This window comes from Rhodoligotrophos defluvii, assembly GCF_005281615.1.
Lineage (GTDB): Bacteria > Pseudomonadota > Alphaproteobacteria > Rhizobiales > Im1 > Rhodoligotrophos > Rhodoligotrophos defluvii.
Window position 1 is genome coordinate 12,760 of record NZ_SZZM01000002.1, and the last position, 16,229, is coordinate 28,988.

Consider the following 16,229-nt stretch of genomic DNA (forward strand, 5'->3'; position numbering starts at 1 on the left):
GGTAGCGGCCGGATGGGCGCCGTCATCCACAATCAGCGGCCGGTCAGCTGGACAGGGCGGCGTCGGCGGCCTTCTCGTCTGAACGGGCCGGCACGCCCTCCCCCAGCACACCGAGGGCCTGCCAGGCGCGGGAATCAGAGACCGCATCCTGCAGGGTGAGCCGATCGAGAATATTGGTCGTCGCCTGATACACCTCGAAGAAGATGCGGCGGATCTCGCACGCCCCCTCATCGGGACAGTCCAGGCACCGGCGATAGGCGCGCTTGGACAGGCAGGGTAAGGGCGCCAGCGGCCCCTCGACCATCCTCAGGATGGAGCCGATGGTGATTTCGGACGGCGAGCGGATCAGGGCATAGCCGCCGCGCGGGCCACGGCGGCTGGCCACCAGCCCATTGTGCTTCAGGATCAGCAGGATCTGCTCGAGGAAGCGCTGAGGAATGCCGCGAGCCTCGGCAAGCTCGCCAATATTCACCACCACGCCCCGGCCCGCGCGGGCCAGAACGATCATCGCCTGCAAGGCGTATTTGGTTTTCTGCGAAATCATCACTTCAGGTTGAACCCGATGGGCTCACGGACGCCTCGGCCTGACCTTATCTCGCCGACGGATGCATGCAATGCCTCGCATGTCCGTCGCTGTATCCAATACTCCTTATTCGAATTCCATGATGACGTCACCCACTGCCAACGTCGCACCGGGCGCGGCATTGATCGCGGCCACCACCGCGTCGCGCTCGGCGCGCAGCACGTTCTGCATCTTCATGGCTTCGACCACGCAGACCGCCTGCCCCGCCTTGACCTTGTCGCCGACCGATACGTCGACCGAGATCATCAGGCCGGGCATTGGGCACAGCAGCATGCGCGAGGTATCCGGCGGCAGCTTCTCCGGCATCAGTTTGGCAAGCTCGGCTTCGCGGCCCGTATAGACATGCGCCACCACCTCCGCGCCCGCATGCGCGAGGCGGTACCCGTTCAGCACCCGGCGAACCTGCACCGTCATCGGCATGGCGTCCACGCTGCCGTGCCAGACGAGCGCACCAGGCCGCCAGTCGCCGGTGAGCTCGAGATCCGCCGCCCCATCCCGCGACCGCAGGAAAATCGTGTCGCCCTCCTCGTCATCCACGAGGAACGCGTGCCACTCATTGTCCAGCTTCACCACGCGCTGACGCGTGAAGGTGATGGGCTTGCCGCGCAGCTGCCCCGTGATCAGGCGCTTGCGCTCGTTCTCCACATGGTCGAGGAACGCGGCGACCGCCGCCAGACGCACGCGCGTGTCCTCGTCGAGCTCGGCGCCGTTGAACCCGTCGGGGAATTCCTCGGCGATGAACCCCGTGGTGAGCGCGCCCGCGTTCCAGCGCGGGTGTCGCATGATCGTCGACAGGAACGGGATGTTGTGCTGGATTCCGTCGATATAGAACGCATCGAGCGCGGTGGACATGTGCCGGGTAGCCTCATCTCGCGTCGGCGCCCAGGTGCACAGCTTGGCGATCATCGGATCATAGTAGATGGAAATCTCGCCGCCCTCGTACACGCCCGTGTCGTTGCGGATGATCAAGCCCTGGTCGTCCGTGCCCTGGACTGGCGGGCGATAGCGCACGAGCCGCCCGGTCGAGGGCAGGAAGTTCCGGTAAGGATCCTCCGCATAGATGCGGCTCTCGATCGCCCATCCGTTCAGCGTGATGTCGTCCTGCGTGAGGCTCAGCCGCTCGCCGGCCGCCACCCGGATCATCTGTTCCACGAGATCGATGCCGGTGACCAGCTCCGTCACCGGGTGCTCCACCTGCAGACGGGTGTTCATCTCGAGAAAATAGAAGTTCCTGTCCTGGTCGACGATGAACTCGACCGTGCCGGCGCTCTCGTAGTCCACCGCCTTGGCCAAGGCGACCGCCTGCTGGCCCATGGCCGCGCGGGTTGCCTCATCGAGAAAAGGGCTGGGCGCCTCCTCGATCACCTTCTGGTTACGGCGCTGGATCGAGCACTCGCGCTCGCCGAGATAAATGGCGTTGCCGTGCTTGTCGCCCAGCACCTGGATCTCGATATGGCGGGGATTGACCACGAATTTCTCGATGAACACCCGCTCGTCGCCGAAGCTCGACTTGGCTTCCGCGCGGGCAAGCTCGAAGCCCTCCTTCACCTCGTCCCGCGATTTGGCGATGCGCATGCCCTTGCCGCCGCCGCCGGCCGAGGCCTTGATCATGACGGGATAGCCGATCTCGTCGGCAATGCGGATCGCCTCGGCCGGCGTCTCGATCTCGCCAAGAAAGCCAGGTACGGTGTTCACGCCTGCCGCATCGGCGAAGCGCTTCGATTCGATCTTGTCGCCCATGGCCTCGATGGCCCGGACGTTGGGACCGATGAACACGATGCCGTTCTCGGCGAGCGCCTTGGCGAAGGCTGCATTCTCGGACAGGAAGCCGTAGCCGGGGTGAACAGCCTGGGCGCCCGTCGTCTTGCAGGCTTGGATGATGGCGTCGATGACCAGATAGGACTGGTTGGCCGGTGCCGGGCCGATGCGTACCGCTTCGTCGGCCTCGCGCACGTGCAGGGCCCGCGCGTCGGCATCGGAGTAGACGGCGACCGTGGCAATCCCCATCTTCTTGGCTGTGCGGATAACCCGGCACGCTATTTCGCCGCGATTTGCGATGAGAATCTTATCGAACATGGTGATCTGCCCATCCCGCCAATACGTGTCTCACGGGGCTTTTAGCGGGCTCGGCTGCTACCGTAAACTCCCGATCTGTCACTGCGAGGGTGAGGCATGACATTGCTCGACGTCGACGCACATCAGAAGCTGCTGGATGAGGAGCTGATCCAGGAAACCTCCGAATGGCTGATGGATCAGGCGCTCAAGGACCACGACATCCAGACCATCATCTCCGGCTGCTGCGAGCGGCTGGTCGCGGCCGGCATCCCGCTGTTGCGCTGCTATTTCGGCTTCTCGATGATCCATCCCCTCTACCGTGCTGTCGGCTATACCTGGATCCGCAGCTCCGGCATCACGGTGGACAAGTATCTCCACCAGCCGGACGGCGCACAGCCGGCGGGCTGGAAGATGAGCCCGTTCGGCCGGATGGTGCGCGACCAGGTGACCTGGATGCGCCGGGCGATCAGTGACGAGACCGTCGGCGAGTTCCCGGTGTTCCGCGATCTCCACGACCTTGGCGCCGTCGACTATTTCGCCTTCATGATCCCGTTCCAGGATGCGGCGGAAGAAGACATGCGCGGCATGGCCGGCTCCTGGTCCACTGACCGGCCGGGCGGCTTCCTCGACGATGAGATCCGGGCGTTGAAGAAGGTGCAGCGGCGGCTTGCGGTGGCCTGCAAGATGGCCGTGCGCACCAATCTCGCCACCATCGTGGTGAAGACCTATCTCGGCAGCCAGGCCGGGGACCGGGTGCTGTCCGGCCAGATCAAGCGGGGCGATGGCGAGACCATCCGCGCCGCCATCTGGTATGCCGACATGCGCGGTTCGACACGGCTGGCCGACCTGCTCTCGCGTCAGGACTACATCGAGACCCTGAACGAATATTTCGACCTGGTGGCGGGCGAGGTCATCGCTGCCGGCGGCGAGGTGCTCAGCTTCATCGGTGACGCGGTGCTGGCGATCTTCCCCGACCACGAGGATCCGGCAACCGGGTGCAAGGCGGCATTGCGCGCCGCCCTCGCCGCCCGGTCACGGCTCATGCAGAACAACGAGAAGCGCACGTCTCTCGGCCGCGCCCCGCTCGATTGCGTGATAGGCCTGCATCTCGGCGACGTCATGTTCGGTAATGTCGGAGTTCCCGACCGGCTGACCTTTTCCGTGTTCGGCGCGGCAGTCAACGAGGTCGCGCGGCTGGAGCAGCTGTGCAAGGCGCTGGGCGAGCCCATCCTGGCCAGCGAGGAGTTCCGCTGCTGCCTTGAAGGTTACTGGCGCGATGTCGGCGAGCACATGCTGCATGGCTTCACCAACGCCATTGGCGTCTTCGCACCCGATCCCCATGTCTGCGCCGCCGATCTCGGCCTGCCGCAACGGCCCCTTGCCTAGCGGCAGAATTGAGCTAAACAGGCGCGTTCCCGACCACAAGCGATAGACAGTTGAAACCTGATACGCACATTCCGACCGTGGGCATGGTGAGCCTCGGCTGCCCCAAGGCCCTCGTCGACAGCGAGCGCATTCTCACCCAGCTGCGCGCAGGCGGCTACGCGATCTCGCCCGATTACGACGGCGCCGACGTCGTCATCGTCAACACATGCGGCTTTCTCGACACTGCCAAGGAGGAGTCCTTGGCGGCGATTGGCGAGGCCATGGCCGAGAACGGCCGGGTCATCGTCACCGGCTGCATGGGTGTCGAGGCCGAACGCATCCGCGCCGTCCACCCCGACGTGCTGGCCATCACCGGCCCGCATCAGTACGAGGCGGTGGTGGCGGCCGTGCACCAAGCGGTCCCCCCGGTGCATGATCCCTTCCGCGATCTGGTCCCGCCCGAGGGCCTGCGCCTGACCCCGCGCCATTACGCCTATCTGAAGATCTCGGAGGGCTGCAACAACCGCTGCACCTTCTGCATCATCCCGGGCCTGCGCGGCGACCTGCGTTCGCGGCCCGCAGCCAACGTCATGCACGAGGCGGAGCGCCTGGTGCGTGCCGGCGTGAAGGAGCTGCTGGTCATTTCGCAGGACACCAGCGCCTACGGGCTCGACCTCAAATATGCGCCGAGCAAGTATCGCGGCCGCGAGATCGAGGCGCGCATCGTGCCCCTGGCCGCAGCCCTGGGCGAGCTCGGCGCCTGGGTGCGGCTGCACTATGTCTACCCCTACCCCCATGTGGACGGGCTGATCCCGCTCATGGCGGAAGGCAAGATCCTGCCCTATCTCGACATTCCGTTCCAGCACGCAAGCCCTCAGGTGCTGAAGGCCATGCGCCGTCCGGCCAATCAGGCCAAGGTGCTCGAGCGCCTCGCGCAATGGCGCGCCATCTGCCCCGACCTGTGCGTCCGTTCCACCTTCATCGTCGGCTTTCCCGGCGAGACCGAGGCGGACTTCGCCTTCCTGCTCGATTGGCTAAAGGAAGCCCGGCTCGAGCGCGTCGGCTGCTTCAAATACGAGGCGGTCGAGGGCGCCGCCGCCAATGCCCTGGCCGACCCGGTGCCGGAAGAGGTCAAGGCCGAGCGCTGGGCCCGCTTCATGGAAGTGCAGGCCGAGGTCAGCCGTGAAGTCCTGGCCAAGAAGGTCGGACGCGAGGTGGATGTCATCATCGACGAGGTGGATGACGAGATGGAAGAAGCCGTGGGGCGCAGCATCTGGGACGCGCCGGAGATCGATGGCAACGTCTTCCTGCCGAACCATCCAAATCTTAAGCCTGGCGAGATTTATCGCGCGCGGATCATCGACAGCGAGGAGTATGATCTCATCGCCGAGGTACCGGAAGACGCGTGAACCGGGATTTGTCAGTTTGGATGGCGTGCCATGAGGAAGATGTTGCTTGTTGTGGCGGTTCTGACGCTTGCGGGCGCAGGCACGCACGCATCGGCCCAGATGATGCTGGATGACCAGTTCGAGATCAAGACAGCCTGCGGCGAAGCCGTGCAGAGATATTGCCCGAGGGTGGATATGACCAGCATCAATCAGCTCTGGACATGTCTGTCGCCGCATTTCATGCAGATCAGCCCCTACTGCAAGGCGACCCTCCAGGCCCTGCAGATCCGCTAAGGCATTTCCAGCACCAAACGAGAACGCCCGCAATCCAGAAGATTGCGGGCGCTCCCTTCGGCGAGCGGCTTAAAGGGTTACTGGAGGTTCATGCTCCAGCGATCCACTTCGCGCTCTGCCTCTTCCCGAGCCATTCCATAGCGCTCCTGAATACGGCCGACCAGCTTGTCGCGGCCGCCAGCAGCAACCTGCAGATCATCATCCGTGAGCTTGCCCCATTGCTGCCGGGCGGCGCCCTGGAACTGCTTCCACTGACCTGCAATCTGATCCCAGTTCATGTGCAGCCTCCGTTGGTGCATATGAGGGTAATGCGGTCGGCGTTTGGGGGTTCCAATTTCCGAAGCGCCTTGCGCAGCCCCTTTTGCGCCACCATTTGACGGAGTAGCCCGGTCTGTCATATCACTGGGTGTATCCAAGGGGAGCCCCGCACGGGGCTGAGAGGCCACGGGCGCATCGGACCATAGTCTGCTTGCGCGACATGGCGACCCTTCGAACCTGATCCAGGTCACGCTGGCGAAGGGATGGATCGTTCGCAACATCTTCATCCCCCATCCGGCACCATCGACCTCCCGGCAAACCGGTCCGGGCCAGCGCGTCCGGAGGGTGGAGTTTGAGATGAAGCGGATCGCTGTCATTGGTGCGGGAGTAGCCGGCCTGACGACCGCATGGGCCTTGGCGCGGCGTGGCGCCGAGGTCACGGTCTTCGAGCAAGCTGCCGAGCTCGGCGCAGCCTCCTGCTCCCGCTATGCCGGCGGCATGCTCGCGCCCTGGTGCGAGCGCGAGAGCACCGACGAGCTGGTCGCAACATTGGGCCAGGAAGCGCTTCCCTTCTGGCAGGAGATCTGCACCGACACCGTGGCGAACGGCACGCTGGTGCTGGCCCAGCGGCGCGATGCGGCCGAGCTCGACCGGTTCGCCCGCCGCACCCGCGCCTACGACGTTCTCGACAGCAGCGCAATTGCCGCGCTGGAGCCGGCGCTCGCCGATCGCTTCCACCGCGGCCTGTTCTTCCCCGGCGAAGGCCATACCGACCCTCGCCGCGCTTTGCAGGCGCTGGCCGCGCGGCTGCGCGAAATGGGCGTGCAGATCGTCCTTAGAACCGACGGCCTCGTCCACGGAACCGAGGGCGACCTGACGGTCGACTGCCGCGGCCTCGCCGCCAGGGATCAGCTGCCAGACCTGCGCGGCGTAAAAGGCGAGATGCTGCTGCTGCGCTGCCCGGATGTCGAGCTCGAGCGGCCGGTCCGCCTGCTGCATCCGCGCATCCCCTTTTATGTCGTGCCGCGCGGCGATGGCATTTACATGGTCGGCGCCACCATGATCGAGAGCGACGACCGCCGCCGCATCACCGCCCGCTCCATGGTCGAGCTGCTGAACAGCGCGCACGCCCTGCACCCGGCCTTTGCCGAGGCGGAAATCATCGAGATCGGCACCGATGCCCGCCCCGCCTTCCCCGACAACCTGCCGCGCATAAGGCGGAACGGCAGAACGGTTTTTGTGAACGGCCTCTACCGCCACGGCTTCCTGCTCAGCCCGTCGCTCTCGCGCATGGCAGCGGCGGTCGTTCTGGACGATGCCTATTACCCCGAGGTCATGGATGAAACTGAAGATCAACGGCGATATGCATGAGGTCGCCAGCAACACCCTTTCCGAGCTGCTCCTGGAACTCGGCTACGGAGATATCGTGGTCGCAACGGCCGTCAACCAGGCTTTCGTGCCAGCGACCGCGCGCCACAACGTGACGCTTGCGCCCGGCGATAGCGTCGAGGTGCTGGCGCCGATGCAGGGGGGCTGAGGTGACGGAAGCTCGAGACCGGCCGCTCACAGTCTACGGCACCGAGCTGGGCTCGCGCCTGTTTCTGGGCACGGCGCAATATCCCTCGCCTGCGGTCCTGGCCGATGCGGTACGCAGCGCCGCCTGCGAGGTGGTCACCGTGTCGCTGCGTCGGGAGTCCGGTTCCGAGCGCGCAGGCCACGCCTTCTGGCAGCTGATCAGGGACCTCGGCGTGCGGGTGCTGCCGAACACGGCAGGCTGCCACACCGTGAAGGAGGCGGTCACCACCGCGCAGATGGCGCGCGAGGTGTTCGGCACGCCCTGGATCAAGCTCGAGGTGATCCGTGATGACGACACCCTGCAGCCCGAGGTGTTCGGCCTGGTTGAAGCCGCGCGCATCTTGAGCGCCGAGGGCTTCAAGGTGTTCCCCTACACCATCGAGGATCTCGCCGTCGCCGATAAGTTATTGAACGCCGGCTGCGAGGTGCTCATGCCCTGGGGCGCGCCGATCGGGTCGGGCCGCGGGCTCAACAATGTCTATGCCCTGCGCAGCCTCCGGGCCCATTTCCCCGAGACGCCCCTGGTGATCGATGCGGGAATCGGCCTCCCCTCCCATGCCGCGCACGCCATGGAGCTCGGGTTCGATGCCATTCTGCTGAACACGGCGGTGGCCAAGGCCGGTGATCCCGCCGCCATGGCGCGTGCCTTCGCCCAGGCCATCGACGCCGGCCGGTGCGCCTTCCTTGCCGACCCCATGGAAGCGCGCGACATGGCCGCCGCCTCGACCCCGGTGCTCGGCATGGCCTTTCGGAGCTGACCGGTGCTCGACCGCTTCTATCTCATCGTTGATGACGTGCACTGGCTGGAGCGGCTGCTGCCCTGGGGCGTGAAGCTCGTGCAGCTGCGGGTCAAGGACCGCAGCGAGGATGAGGTCAGGCAGCAGGTGCGCCGAGCCCGGCTGCTTTGCAAGGCAGCCGGCGCCCAGCTGATCGTCAATGACTATTGGCAAATCGCCATCGATGAGGACTGTGACTTCATCCATCTCGGCCAGGGCGACCTGGACGATGCCGATCTTCCGGCCATTGCCCGTGCCGGCATCCGCCTGGGGGTGAGCACCCACGACGACGCCGAGCTCGACCGCGCCCTCGCCGTGAAGCCCGATTACGTGGCCCTCGGTCCAGTATTTCCAACTATTCTCAAGAAGATGCCTTGGGCGCCTCAAGGCCTGGATAAAGTCGCGGAATGGAAGCGCCGCATCGCGCCGTTGCCGCTGGTCGCCATCGGCGGCCTCACCCCCGAACGGGCCCGGGCCGTGCTCGAGGCCGGAGCGGACAGTGCCGCAGTCGTCACCGACATCCTGCTCAACCCCAATCCCGAGGAGCGTACGCGCGAATGGATCGCAGCGACCAGGTGAACCCCCGTTATGCCCGGCATAACCCCCGTTATGCCCGGCAGGCGGTGCTGGCCGAGATCGGTCCCGCCGGCCAGCAGCGGCTCGCGGAGGCACGCGTGCTGGTGGTTGGCGCCGGCGGCCTCGGCTCCTATGTGCTGCAGGCGCTCGCCGGCGCGGGTGTGGGCCATCTCGCCATTATCGACCATGACCGGGTAGACCTGTCTAACCTGCACCGGCAGCCGCTGTTCCGCATGAACGACATCGGACGCCCCAAGGCGGAAGCGGCAGCCGAAGCGGTGCGCGCCCTCAATCCCGAGGTCGAGAGCCGCACGTCTGTCGAGCGTCTGCAATCGGACAATGCCGACCGGTTCGTGGAACAGGCCGACCTGGTGGTGGATGCCGCCGATAGCCTCGCGGTCACCTACATCCTGAGCGATGCCTGCATGATGCAGGCCAAGCCGCTGGTTTCCGCTTCGGTGCTGGAGCAGCGCGGCTATGTGGGCGCTTTCTGCGGCGGCGCCCCGAGCTATCGCGCGGTATTCCCCGACATGCCGACGGTGATCGGCTCCTGTGCCCAGAATGGCGTCTTCGGCTCGGCCGTCGGCGTGCTCGGCTCCTTGCAGGCGCATATCGTATTGCAGCTGATCCTGGGGCATCACCCCTCCCCGCTCGGCCGGCTGGTCACGGTCGATCTGAAGTCATTGTCCTTCGGCGGCTTCGACTTCTCCGCGGCCGAAGAGCCGACGGGCACGCCCATTCCCTTCATCAGCCTTGCAAATGTCGAGCGGGCCGATCTGGTTGTCGAGCTGCGCGACGAGAGCGAGGCGCCGCAGCCGGTCACGGCTGAAGCCCTGCGCATCCTGCCGGCCGACATCGGCAGCGCCGAGCTGCCTCACGACCGGCGCGTCGTCTTGTGCTGCCGCAGCGGCATTAGGGCTTTCCGGGCCGCAAACGTGCTTCGCCGGCGTGGCTTTGATCGATTGGCCGTGCTGGCGGCCGGCGAGTGATTACAACCCTGTCGTGCGGCCACAAGCTGAATCACACTCTCAGCATCCTTTTGTAACGCGATTCCCCATCGCGAAAAATCGCCCCAATTGCCTGTCACGAAACTTGCGCACCGCTATTGACCCGGCTCACGCGCTGGGACTAGTTTGAATTGAACAGTTTGGGGAACTCGAAATGTCCGGCAAAACTCTGACCCGCGCCGATCTGAGCGAGGCCGTGCACCGGCAGGTCGGATTGTCGCGGACGGAATCAGCAGCGCTCGTCAAATCGATCCTGGATCACATTTCGGACGTGCTGGTGAAGGGCGACACGGTGATGCTGTCCTCCTTCGGCACCTTCATGGTCCGCAACAAGGCGCGTCGGGTCGGACGCAATCCCAAGACCCGCGAGGAAGTGCCCATTTCGCCGCGGCGGGTTCTGGTCTTCAGGCCCAGTCACGTTCTGAAAGACTCGATCAACGCGGCGAGCAGGAGCGAGTAACCGAGTAGAAGACTGCGCATGCGTTTGTGAATGCCATGCGACCACTCCGGAGAGTGTTCGATGGACAAGTCGCCGGATGCCTTCCGGACGATCAGTGAAGTGGCGCAAGACCTGGACGTGCCGCAGCACGTTCTGAGGTTTTGGGAAAGTAAGTTCGCCCAGGTCCGCCCCATGAAGCGGGGCGGTGGCCGGCGTTATTACCGCCCGAACGACGTTGAGCTGCTGCGCGGCATTCGCCACTTGCTTTATGGCGAAGGCTACACCATTCGCGGGGTGCAGAAGCTGCTCAAGGAGCGTGGGGTGGCCTCGGTTGCAGCCATGGCGAAGCGCGGCCGAGAGGAAAGCGCTGCTGCTGACGGCGCCGCCTGGCCGGGCGACGGCGCCGATCCGGTCCCGGCCCCCCCTCTGCACGGGCAGACGAGCACGCCCGGGCCCGCCATGGCCGCTGCGGCGGACTTCGCCCGCAACGAGCCTGTCCTTATGGCCGAGCACGACTTCGCTGCAGCCGGCGCTCATGAGTTCGCCCGCCATGGCCGGACGGAACCGCAGCTCACCGCCCAGTTCTATGCGGAGCCTATCGCGCCGGCATCGAGCGAGGCGGCCAACTTGGCCGAGTCTGACCGGGAGCTGTTGCGGGCCGCGCTCGCCGATCTCGAAGAGGCAAGAACGATCCTGACGGATGCAAGGACAAAATAACCGGGCCGGTGCGGTGATGGCGCGCCGTCCTCGGCGCAAGCAAGATTGCCGCTACCCGGAACTTGCGCGCTCCCCCTTGGCGCTGCTGATGTCCCATCCGGTTCAATGGGATAGATGGTCGGAGCGGCGGGATTTGAACCCACGACCCCTAGTCCCCCAGACTAGTGCGCTAACCGGGCTGCGCTACGCTCCGATACCGGAAGCCAAGTCCCTACCGCGTCTGCGGTGCCCAATCAAGCCTCGTGTTTCTGGCTCGCGGCCCATTCGCCAATATGGGGCTTGATCGAGGCTGCCGCCAGCCTCTCACCGCGATCCGCCAGCCGGCGCGGCTGAACCTGACAAGACAGGCCAATCCCCGAGGCATAACCTGTCGCGGTGCCGCGCGTGGAGACAGCGGATGGCCTCCCTTGGAGCATTTTCGAGCGAAGTGGGTACCGGTTCGCGTGAAGAAAATGCGACCAGGCAAAAACTTGCAGCATTTTCGAGCGAAGTGGGTACCGGTTCGCGTGAAGAAAATGCGACCAAGCAAAAACTTGCAGCATTTTCGAGCGAAGTGGGTGCCGGTTCGCGTGAAGAAAATGCGACCAAGCAAAAACTTGCAGCATTTTCGAGCGAAGTGGATACCGCTTCGCGCGAGGGAAACGCGAGAAAGCAAGAACCTGGAGCGGTTCCGCGATTCGAAGAAAAGCGGAAAAGCTCCGGCTGGCACAAGGGCCTGGCGTGGCTCGGCGGCGCATGGCGCGCCTCCGTCATCGACCTGTTGTTCGCCTCCCATTACGAACGGCTGATCGGCTTCGGCCGGCTGTCTTTCGCAGCCTTTGCTGCCATCGCCATTTATCTCGACCCCACCCAGCCTACGCGCAATATCGAAGAGACATACCTCATCCTGGCGGCCTATTTCGTCTATTCGGCCGTCCTGTCGGTCATCTCCATTTCGGGAAAGTTCGGCTTTCGGTGGGAAGCCCTGATCCACGCCGTCGACATCGGAACCATATGCGTGCTCGTCCACTTCACCGACGGGCTGATGAGCCCGTTCTTCGCCTTTTTCGGATTCGCGCTGCTCACCGCAACCATGCGCTGGGGATGGCGCGGAGCCCTCGCAACGGCATTCATTCTCGAGATCTCGCTCGTGGGGATCAGCTGGTTGAACGGGCCACCCTCCCAGCAGGCAGATCCTCAGCTGAACATCGTCATAATGCGCAGCGCGAGCCTGTTCGTGACGGCCGCCATGCTCGGCTATTTCTGCGCCTATCGCGAGCGGACACGCTATCGGCTGGCCAAACTGGCCGCCTGGCCGCTGGACTGTGACGCCCAGCTGGATGGCGCGCCCCTCGCCCGCGCCTTGCGCCATGCTGCACAGGTTCTCGGCGGCGCACGGGTTGCTGTGGTTTGGCAGAAGCGCGGTGAGCCGGCGGGACGCTCAGCGCAATGGAGCAGTGCTGGCTTTCAGTTCAGCCATCTGCCCAATCCCCCCAATCTCAACCGATTGCGCCAGGCGGATACCTGCTCGGCTCAGTTCGCCAGTGCCAATTTCGTTGGCTTGGTTGCTGTGTCCGGCGCGCGCGTCGATACCGAGGACGTCGTCTCGCTGACGGAAATCGTTGCGGCGCGTATCGCATCAGAGCTCGAGCACGCCGCATTGAGCACACAGATCGCCACGGCAGCGTCGGCCCAGGAACGCATACGGCTCGCGCGTGACATGCATGACAGTGTCTTGCAGAACCTCACCGCCGCGAGCCTCCAGCTCAAGGGGCTTGCTGCGCAGCTCGAAGGCGAAGGCCGCCACCGCGTTCAAATGATCTCGCAACTCATTCTCGGCCAGCAGAGAACAATTCGGCACTATGTCGAAGAGGCAACCAGGAGCCGCGAGCTTTCGGACCATCCGGTGGGCGCGTCCGAACAGATAAGGAACTTCGCACAAGCCCTCGGCGAGCAATGGAGATGCCAGATAGACGTCAGGATTGAGCCCATCGATATCCAGATGAGCAACACCATGCTTTCGGAAATCTGCCTCCTCATCTCGGAGGCGACGGCAAACGCCGTCAGACACGGCAACGCGACGAAGATAAGCCTGACGGTAACGAGGGGAAGCAGCTCTCTACGGATCAGCCTTCGAGACAATGGTCGTGGGTTGGGCGGCAAAGAGGTGAACGGGCATGGCCTGGAGCCGCAGTCCCTGAAATCCCGGGTCGCCCGGCTTGGAGGCCAGCTGGCATTCCGGACATGCAGCCCGGGCGCGGAACTCAGCATCGCGGTGCCTTTGTGATGGCAAGCCCTCAGTCGCCCATCTCGGTCGTGATCGCCGATGATCATCCGCTGGTCCTGCGGGCTTTGCAGGATATCCTTTCTCAGGAACCTGGGTTTGCCCTGGCCGGGTGCGCATCCTCCGGTGATCAGGCCCTGGCGCTCATATGCGATACCCGGCCCGACATCGCCGTTCTGGACCTCACCATGCCTGGCAAGAGCGGCCTGGAGATCCTGCGGACCATGAACCTGTCCAGCTTGCCGGTGCGGGTCGTGTTCCTCACCGCGACAATAACGGACGGCCAGATCATCGAGGCGGTTGCTGGCGGCGTCTACGGCATTCTCCGGAAGGAAAGCGCGCCGGAACAACTGGTGGAATGCTTGCGCGAGGTGGGCGAAGGTCGGAAATGGCTTCCAGCCGGCCTCATCCAGCCGGCCCTCGCGCGGGAAACGAACCGCCGCCGCAACCTGGACCGGTTCGATGCGCTGACGGCTCGGGAAGCCGAAGTGGTCCGCCTCCTGTCCCAAGGGCTTTCCAACAAGAACATCGCCCGAAAGCTGGAGCTTTCGGAAGGAACGGTCAAAATCCACCTGCACAATGTCTACAGAAAGCTGAATGTCGACAGCAGAACGGCGCTCGTCTCCATAGCCCATAAATATCATTCTGCCGAACACACGCCAGAAACCTGATCTCGTCCAGCTATATCGTCCGATATATGGTCCGGCGTGCTCGCCTCGACTAAGCTCGACCCTGTCAACGCCGCCAGCGTGGAAGCGTGATTACGTCGAGGTTTCAATCGTGCAGAAATGGCGTTCGTGGCCCGGCTTGGGCGAGAATGTGCGCAGCAACCGCCAGGCGGGACTGGCTCCGCCCGCCATGCTTCTGAGGAGCCGCCTGCTCGGCGCTCAACGCGCGGCCGGCATGATACGCCGCGCTGTGCTTGCGAGCAGGGCCGACGCGCTCCTGGTGTCCTATCCAAAGTCCGGCCGAACGTGGCTTCGGTTCATCCTGGCCAACTATTTCGCGTTGATGAGCGGCACGGCCACCCGCATAGACCTGCACACGATGTTTTCCTTCGTGCCGAACTTCGATTTCGACCCCGCGCGAGGCATACCAGCGCTCAACAGCGAAGTCGGCAGAGGGCGAGTGCCGCTCATCCTCGCAACCCACACCCACCATGGGAACACGGTGTGCTGGCGCCGGCCCATCATCTTCATGGTCAGGGATCCCAGGGACCTGATGGTTTCGGCCTATTTTCACGCGACGCGGCAGAAGCGCCGCTTCCGCGGCTCCATATCCGACTTCCTGCAACACCCCGAGCTCGGAATGCCGGCATTCGTCCGTTACCTGGACGGATGGGCCAAATCCCTGGCGCGCCATCCGCACCTCGTGGTCAGCTATGAACGCCTCGCATCAAAGACGGAGCAATCCGTAGCCGAAGTGCTTGGCTTCGTGAGATGTGCCGGCGAAACAGACCTCCTGCGCCGGGCAATCCACCTTTCCCGCTTCAGCCGAATGGCGGAGATCGAAAGACGCCAGGGCATCCCCGGTCACGAGTACGACCGCGGCGACCCGGAGGCCTTGCGCATGCGAAAGGGACAGGTCGGCGGCTATGGTGAGTACCTTTCGCAGGAGGAAGTCGATCTCATTGAGCGATGGTGTAACTCGGCCCTTTCCGCGCCGGCACGACACCTGCTGGATGCGACGGGCTGGCGAACACGATGAGCGCCGGCCGCACCGATGGCCAGCTTGATGAGACCCCTCGCGCCGAACTCGCGAAAGTGCTGCACTGCATAACCGATCTGGACATCGGCGGGGCAGAGCAGATGCTGGCGCAGTTCCTCGCGCTGAATACGCCCGCATCCGCGCAAATGCCGGTCCTGTCCCTGATGCTGCCGGGCCCGTTGAGCGAAACGATCGGCCGGCTCGGAATCGCCATCCACTCCCTCCGCATTCCAAGGGGCCGCGTTCAGGTGCACAGGGTGCCCGAACTGGTTCGCATCATCAGATCGACAAGACCGAATCTGATTCACGGCTGGATGTATCACGCCAATGTCGCCGCGAGCATTGGCGCCATGCTCGCCGCGCCGGCGATGCCGGTGATCTGGAGCATCCATCACACCCTTTATGATCCCAAATACGAAAAGCCCCTGACCCAACGCGTGATCCGCCTCTCTGCCGCCCTCTCCAGGCGTGCGGCCGCGATCGTCTACTGCTCCCGCCTGGCCGCCACGCAGCATCAGCGCATTGGCTTCGAGAACAAGCGCAGCATCGTCATTCACAACGGCATTGATTGCGACCTGTTCCGGCCGGACGGCTTTGCCAAGGCGCGTCTGGCGCGAAGGCTCGGCATTTCGGCTGAGCGGGTCATCGTTGGCAGCGTCAGCCGCTACCATCCGATGAAAAGCCCGCAGGATTTGGTGCTTGCCCTCGCCGAGTTGCTGGCCGACGGCCACGACGTGCACGGTGTTTTTATCGGCCCAGGCCATAGTGAAGGGCCTGTTTCGCAAGTGGCCCGGGAACTCGGCATCCATGATCGGATCACCGTATGGGAAGCCGAACGCTCGGTCCGCGAGATCATGCCGGGGTTGGATGTGCACGTCATCAGCTCAACCTGGGGTGAATCATTCTCCCTTGCGACCGCGGAGGCGATGGCCTGCGGCGTCCCGGCCGTGGTTACGGATCTCGGCGACTGCGCCTTCCTGGTGGGTGAAACCGGGCAAGTCGCTATCCCAGGGCAACCAGGCTCGCTTGCTGCCGCCTTGGCGCCCCTGATCAAGATGAGCAAGCACGAGCGGCGGGCATTGGGCTTGCGCGCGCGCCAGAGGGTCATCGAACGCTTTTCGATTGCGCAATTCTTGAACAAGTACGCCGAGCTCTATGAATGTGTCACCGCTTGAGCGCACTTCGTGTCGGCTTTCCGTTCGGGAGGGAATGCCTATATCCTGGCC

Annotated in this window: 17 protein-coding genes, 1 tRNA gene and 1 riboswitch; of the genes, 14 read left to right on the plus strand and 4 right to left on the minus strand. The window is 64.3% G+C overall.

Features of this window, described 5'->3' with window-relative positions; genetic code table 11:
• Positions 1–43 precede the first annotated feature (43 nt).
• Positions 44–544: an RrF2 family transcriptional regulator gene (locus tag E4P09_RS09180; protein ID WP_137389330.1), complete on the minus strand. Its 501-nt coding sequence runs from the start codon at positions 542–544 to the stop codon at positions 44–46.
• A gap of 105 nt (positions 545–649) precedes the next feature.
• The gene (locus E4P09_RS09185) at positions 650–2,659 is read right to left on the minus strand and encodes an acetyl-CoA carboxylase biotin carboxylase subunit (protein WP_137389331.1); all 2,010 of its coding nucleotides are present in this window, start codon (positions 2,657–2,659) and stop codon (positions 650–652) included.
• A gap of 96 nt (positions 2,660–2,755) precedes the next feature.
• Between E4P09_RS09185 and E4P09_RS09190 the strand changes: the two genes are divergently transcribed.
• The 3 genes from E4P09_RS09190 (at position 2,756) to E4P09_RS09200 (ending at position 5,685) form a co-directional block, all read left to right on the plus strand.
• Positions 2,756–4,024 carry an adenylate/guanylate cyclase domain-containing protein gene (locus E4P09_RS09190; RefSeq protein ID WP_137389332.1) on the plus strand — a complete coding sequence of 423 codons (1,269 nt, stop codon included), beginning with the start codon at positions 2,756–2,758 and terminating at the stop codon, positions 4,022–4,024.
• An 83-nt stretch (positions 4,025–4,107) separates the two neighbouring features.
• A complete protein-coding gene (gene rimO, locus E4P09_RS09195) occupies positions 4,108–5,412 on the plus strand; it encodes a 30S ribosomal protein S12 methylthiotransferase RimO (RefSeq protein ID WP_205042109.1) in 1,305 nt (434 codons plus the stop codon).
• Positions 5,413–5,442: 30 nt separating this feature from the next.
• The gene (locus tag E4P09_RS09200) at positions 5,443–5,685 is read left to right on the plus strand and encodes a hypothetical protein (RefSeq protein ID WP_137389333.1); all 243 of its coding nucleotides are present in this window, start codon (positions 5,443–5,445) and stop codon (positions 5,683–5,685) included.
• Positions 5,686–5,762: 77 nt separating this feature from the next.
• Here E4P09_RS09200 and E4P09_RS09205 read toward each other — a convergent pair whose 3' ends face one another.
• A complete protein-coding gene (locus E4P09_RS09205) occupies positions 5,763–5,963 on the minus strand; it encodes a CsbD family protein (RefSeq protein WP_137389334.1) in 201 nt (66 codons plus the stop codon).
• Positions 5,964–6,090: 127 nt separating this feature from the next.
• Positions 6,091–6,224, plus strand: a riboswitch (TPP riboswitch).
• 64 nt (positions 6,225–6,288) lie between these two features.
• Here E4P09_RS09205 and thiO point away from each other — a divergent pair.
• From thiO to E4P09_RS09240, 7 genes are all read left to right on the plus strand, one after another.
• Complete coding sequence (gene thiO, locus E4P09_RS09210; protein ID WP_338048998.1) at positions 6,289–7,314, plus strand: glycine oxidase ThiO; 1,026 nt, start codon at positions 6,289–6,291, stop codon at positions 7,312–7,314.
• Positions 7,283–7,480, plus strand: coding sequence for a sulfur carrier protein ThiS (gene thiS, locus E4P09_RS09215; protein WP_137389336.1), 198 nt, complete (start codon positions 7,283–7,285; stop codon positions 7,478–7,480). The genes thiO and thiS overlap by 32 nt, the downstream gene beginning before the upstream one ends.
• A 1-nt stretch (position 7,481) precedes the next feature.
• On the plus strand, positions 7,482–8,276 hold the full coding sequence (locus tag E4P09_RS09220) for a thiazole synthase (protein ID WP_137389337.1): 795 nt from the start codon (positions 7,482–7,484) through the stop codon (positions 8,274–8,276).
• Between the two features lie 3 nt (positions 8,277–8,279).
• Positions 8,280–8,873: a thiamine phosphate synthase gene (locus E4P09_RS09225; RefSeq protein WP_137389338.1), complete on the plus strand. Its 594-nt coding sequence runs from the start codon at positions 8,280–8,282 to the stop codon at positions 8,871–8,873.
• The gene (locus tag E4P09_RS09230; protein WP_137389339.1) at positions 8,852–9,859 is read left to right on the plus strand and encodes a HesA/MoeB/ThiF family protein; all 1,008 of its coding nucleotides are present in this window, start codon (positions 8,852–8,854) and stop codon (positions 9,857–9,859) included. Before E4P09_RS09225 ends, E4P09_RS09230 begins: the two co-directional genes overlap by 22 nt.
• Positions 9,860–10,031: 172 nt before the next feature.
• Positions 10,032–10,337 carry an integration host factor subunit alpha gene (locus E4P09_RS09235; RefSeq protein WP_137389340.1) on the plus strand — a complete coding sequence of 102 codons (306 nt, stop codon included), beginning with the start codon at positions 10,032–10,034 and terminating at the stop codon, positions 10,335–10,337.
• Positions 10,338–10,397: 60 nt separating this feature from the next.
• Positions 10,398–11,033, plus strand: a complete 636-nt coding sequence (locus tag E4P09_RS09240) for a MerR family transcriptional regulator (RefSeq protein ID WP_137389341.1) — start codon at positions 10,398–10,400, stop codon at positions 11,031–11,033.
• Between the two features lie 115 nt (positions 11,034–11,148).
• Here E4P09_RS09240 and E4P09_RS09245 read toward each other — a convergent pair.
• Positions 11,149–11,226, minus strand: a tRNA-Pro gene (locus tag E4P09_RS09245).
• A gap of 423 nt (positions 11,227–11,649) precedes the next feature.
• On the opposite strand from E4P09_RS09245, the gene E4P09_RS09250 reads away from it, so the two are divergent.
• The 4 genes from E4P09_RS09250 to E4P09_RS09265 all read left to right on the plus strand — a co-directional run bounded on the left by E4P09_RS09250 (position 11,650) and on the right by E4P09_RS09265 (position 16,178).
• A complete protein-coding gene (locus E4P09_RS09250) occupies positions 11,650–13,299 on the plus strand; it encodes a sensor histidine kinase (protein WP_137389342.1) in 1,650 nt (549 codons plus the stop codon).
• The gene (locus E4P09_RS09255) at positions 13,299–13,967 is read left to right on the plus strand and encodes a LuxR C-terminal-related transcriptional regulator (RefSeq protein WP_137389343.1); all 669 of its coding nucleotides are present in this window, start codon (positions 13,299–13,301) and stop codon (positions 13,965–13,967) included. The genes E4P09_RS09250 and E4P09_RS09255 overlap by 1 nt, the downstream gene beginning before the upstream one ends.
• Positions 13,968–14,076: 109 nt before the next feature.
• Positions 14,077–15,003 carry a sulfotransferase domain-containing protein gene (locus tag E4P09_RS09260; RefSeq protein ID WP_137389344.1) on the plus strand — a complete coding sequence of 309 codons (927 nt, stop codon included), beginning with the start codon at positions 14,077–14,079 and terminating at the stop codon, positions 15,001–15,003.
• Entirely contained in the window at positions 15,000–16,178 is a 1,179-nt protein-coding gene (locus E4P09_RS09265) for a glycosyltransferase (RefSeq protein WP_137389345.1), read from the plus strand. The genes E4P09_RS09260 and E4P09_RS09265 overlap by 4 nt, the downstream gene beginning before the upstream one ends.
• The last annotated feature ends 51 nt before the right edge of the window (positions 16,179–16,229 follow it).